A 3,026-nucleotide genomic window follows, 5' to 3' on the forward strand; every position below is an offset into this window, starting at 1 on the left:
TCCGTCTAAGAGTCGGGCTCGCAGCACCAAGAAACAACGACCTCCCTCCACCAGCCGCAGGAATATTGTACCGCATTCGCCCATTTTCATCATCTGCTGGTGCCGCATTAGCGGCATGGGGGTCTAATATGTCTTATTATATCATACGGCATCTAGTGGAGGAGGCTCGGGTTCAAAACGAATACTTGCGCGAATTGCAGGTAATGATCCATATGAAAATGCTGTAACATGCTTCGTTGCTCTGGACAGATAAAGACCGCATGCCGGAATCTGTAATGTCCTACTAGGCCGATTGAAGGGCCATATAACCACGCTTGGCTGACAGGAAGCGAAGATGTATTTCCGTCGCGGCACAAGGTGGGGGGATTATAACCCGGGACATATTTTCTCTTTCGTGAACCTCAATTCGCCGGCTTTCGCACTCGCGGCGGCCCCACTAATTCACCCACAAGTGGTCCTTTCCGTAGGGCGGTTTAGCCATTTCCGGTGATTTTCCACTTGCCCCTAAACCTTTCATGGCATATTCCCAAAAAATACGGTTACCTTGAATAATACATTTGTAAAAGATAATATTTATTTTAGGGCTTGCTGAATAATAAATTTTCTCAGATTTAACAAGGTTTTCATGGCTTTCGGGTCGAATTAATATGCAAGGAAAATGTACGTTTTCCTTCATAATTCGTGCACTTGGAGCGTATGCCATGTATCGTAGAACCGAAAGCCAACCTCAACTATTCGAAGATTTCTTCTTGCCATTCGGCGGAAAATTGAATAAGGACAATCGATGGGTCCAACTCGCAGCCATGATCCCCTGGTGGCGCGCAGAAGAAAAGTACGCGAAGTCTTTCAAGCAATCAATGCGTGGCCAAGTTCCTCTATCTGTTCGCATGGCTTTGGGTGCTCTGTACATTCAGGAGCGTATGCAGCTCGATGATCGGGAAACCGTACAACAGATCACTGAAAATCCGTATTATCAATACTTTCTCGGTTTGCCCCAGTTTCAGGACGAGCCGCCGTTCCACCATTCGCTTATGACGCATTTCCGCAAACGATTGGGCGCAGATGTTATCCAGCAAGTCAACGACTGGATCTTGGAAGAAGAAGCTGACAACAAGCAGAATCAGGATGACGATGGTTCGAACCGGCCAACGGGAGGCCGGAATGGCGATGACAGAACCGGCCAGCCAGACAACGAACAATCGAAAAACAACGGCACACTCATGCTCGATGCCACATGCGCCCCGGCAGACATTTCGTATCCAACGGATTTGAAATTGCTGAACGAAGCGCGAGAGAAACTTGAGGAGATCATCGATGTACTGCATGAACCCTTTGTTGGTGAAGCGCAGAAACCAAGAACGTACCGGAACACTGCCCGCAAACGGTATCTCGAGATCGCCAAGAAACGCAGGGCAGGTGCAAAACAGATTCGCAAAGCAATCGGCCAGCAGCTTCGTTATGTCTCTCGTAACCTTCGAATCATCGATATGCTTGCCGAAAAAAGCGGCCTGGAGCGTCTGAATGCCAAGCAATACCGGCAGCTACTTGTAATTGCTGAATTGTATCGCCAACAGCAGCTGATGTACGTCAATCGAACTCATACGGTTGAAGATCGCATTGTCAGCCTGTCTCAGCCACATGTCCGTCCGATCGTGCGCGGCAAAGTGAACGCGCCGGTCGAATTCGGAGCAAAACTGGCAATCAGTTTGGTCGATGGCTACGCACGAATGGAACAGCTGTCTTGGGACAACTTCAATGAGAGCATCACCTTGAAATCAGCTGTCGAAGCGTACGTCGAACGTCACGGTTGTTATCCGGAGGCGATTCTGGCCGATCAAATCTACCGAAATCGGGAGAACCTTCGGTATTGCAAGGAACATGGCATCAGGCTCAGCGGTCCGAGCTTGGGTCGTCCGAAGAAAGAGGATGATCGTGACCAGACCTTGGCCAAGAAGGACGCATCATGTCGAAATGCAATTGAAGGAAAATTTGGAGAAGCCAAACGCTCCTATGGTCTGGGGCGTATACGAGCACGTCTTCGTGAGACCAGCGAAACGGTGATTGCCCTTCAACTTCTGGTGATGAACCTCGAACGTAAGCTGCGGGTTCTCTTTTTGCCGTTTTTCAGGTTGTTATTAAATCTGTTGTGTCAACCTCGATTGGCATGATTATCGAAATGTTCAGCAAGCCCTAATTATCAGGAGACGTGATGATCCAAAGCCGTGTAATGTGTTACATGCAAAAGTCTCTCTATATATAATATATACCGGGAAACATGGGGTATTTTTAGGTTTTTGAAAAATGTTCACAAATTTGTCGATAATGTGAGCCTGATATTATCATTTTCGATTGGAGTGAATGCTGTGTATAAAGTAGCAGATATTGTTTGGTACATAAGTCCACGGTTAAATGTAGAATTTGGTTTGGTCAGCTCGGTGAACGACGGGAAGGTTAATATTAGTTGGCGAACATACTCTGCGAAGGATGTACCTGTACATTATGTTTTCTACAGCAAGTCTGAGTCTGAACAGGCGTTAGAAGCGCTAAATTAGTACCTGCTCTAATAGCCCGGAGTAAGACGTTAAAAGGGACATTAATTGCCCCGTTGCCTCGCATTTAGTTATGTATTGGAATGCCTTTTCCTGATTGACTTTTAACCGACAGGGTTTTTAACAATGTAAGTTCACCTCCATAATTACTAAGAGAGCACCAATTTTGGTGTTCTTTTTCTTTATTGACTGCTTATTTATATATCGTCGCTATCATCAATAAAATCTTCCATTATGTTCTCGATTACTTTATCTCCTTTGTATCGATTGCAATATTTGTGAAGTAATTGAGCATTTTCAATATCGGTAGGCCCTCCTACTGAATAAGGGATGATGTGATCAACCTCGCAATCGTTATAGTCTCAAGTAGTGGTGTAAAATTGCGCCGAGCTTCTTGACAAGGGAAGCCACGGTATGATTTCTACTAAAGTGACGCGACTCTACTTTAGAAGGAGGATCAAACCGTGGCTTCTATAG

At 46.0% G+C, this 3,026-nt stretch carries 2 protein-coding genes and 1 pseudogene; 2 read left to right on the forward strand and 1 reads right to left on the reverse strand.

The window, feature by feature from the left end:
* Together FE781_RS17665 and FE781_RS17205 are read left to right on the forward strand one after the other, a co-directional pair.
* Positions 1 to 227 (forward strand): hypothetical protein (locus tag FE781_RS17665; protein ID WP_211346399.1); only part of this gene is annotated, 227 nt, incomplete at its 5' end.
* Positions 228 to 701: 474 nt separating this feature from the next.
* Positions 702 to 2,168, forward strand: coding sequence for an IS5 family transposase (locus FE781_RS17205; RefSeq protein WP_138790834.1), 1,467 nt, complete (start codon positions 702 to 704; stop codon positions 2,166 to 2,168).
* 578 nt (positions 2,169 to 2,746) lie between these two features.
* On the opposite strand, the pseudogene FE781_RS18255 reads toward FE781_RS17205, so the two are convergent.
* Positions 2,747 to 2,893, reverse strand: a pseudogene (locus FE781_RS18255) (HNH endonuclease); the annotation flags it as partial.
* Positions 2,894 to 3,026: the final 133 nt, after the last annotated feature.

Origin of the sequence: Paenibacillus thermoaerophilus (genome assembly GCF_005938195.1) — a bacterium.
Classification (GTDB): Bacteria; Bacillota; Bacilli; order Paenibacillales; family Reconciliibacillaceae; genus Paenibacillus_W; species Paenibacillus_W thermoaerophilus.

Coding starts and splice junctions, on each gene's coding strand:
- FE781_RS17205 (WP_138790834.1), top strand. CDS start 702: ATGTATCGTAGAACCGAAAGCCAACCTCAACTATTCGAAGATTTCTTC.